The organism is Affinundibacterium nitidum, from assembly GCF_014284155.1.
Taxonomy (GTDB): Bacteria; Pseudomonadota; Gammaproteobacteria; order Burkholderiales; family Burkholderiaceae_D; genus Undibacterium; species Undibacterium nitidum.
Map to the genome: position 1 here is coordinate 1 of NZ_JACOFZ010000033.1, position 492 is coordinate 492.

At 51.4% G+C, this 492-nt stretch carries 1 protein-coding gene; it reads left to right on the forward strand.

The window, feature by feature from the left end:
* The coding region (locus H8K36_RS18915; protein WP_222611288.1) for a hypothetical protein at positions 1-492 on the forward strand (492 nt) is incomplete at both ends.

The window sequence follows — 492 nt, forward strand, 5'->3', positions numbered from 1 at the left end:
CGACGACAGCGACTTTGGTCATTACGATCAATGGTAATACCGATGGTGGTCCAACGGTCACGATCCCTGACAGCAATGCAGGTTCTGCGGGCGACATGACGGTAGCAGAAACGGCAACCGCGACAGCGAACAGCTTCATGGTCACGGCTCCAGCTGGTTTAGCAAGCATCACCGTGGGTGGCACCAACGTCACCTTGGCGCAATTAAATGCTTTAGGTGGTACACCAATCACGATCACGACCGGTAAAGGTAGTTTGGTATTAACAGGCTACAACGCAAGCACAGGCGTGGTGAGCTACACCTATGATCCAAGTGTCCAAAGTGCGAACAGCGATGTCACGGATAGTGTTACTGTCGCTGTGACGGATGCCTTAGGCGCAACGAATAACGACAGCTTAGATATCCTTATTACGGATAGCAAACCAGTAGCGGTCGGTGACATCAACAACATCACTGAAGATGCAGTACCGAACACAGTCACCGGCAATGTGA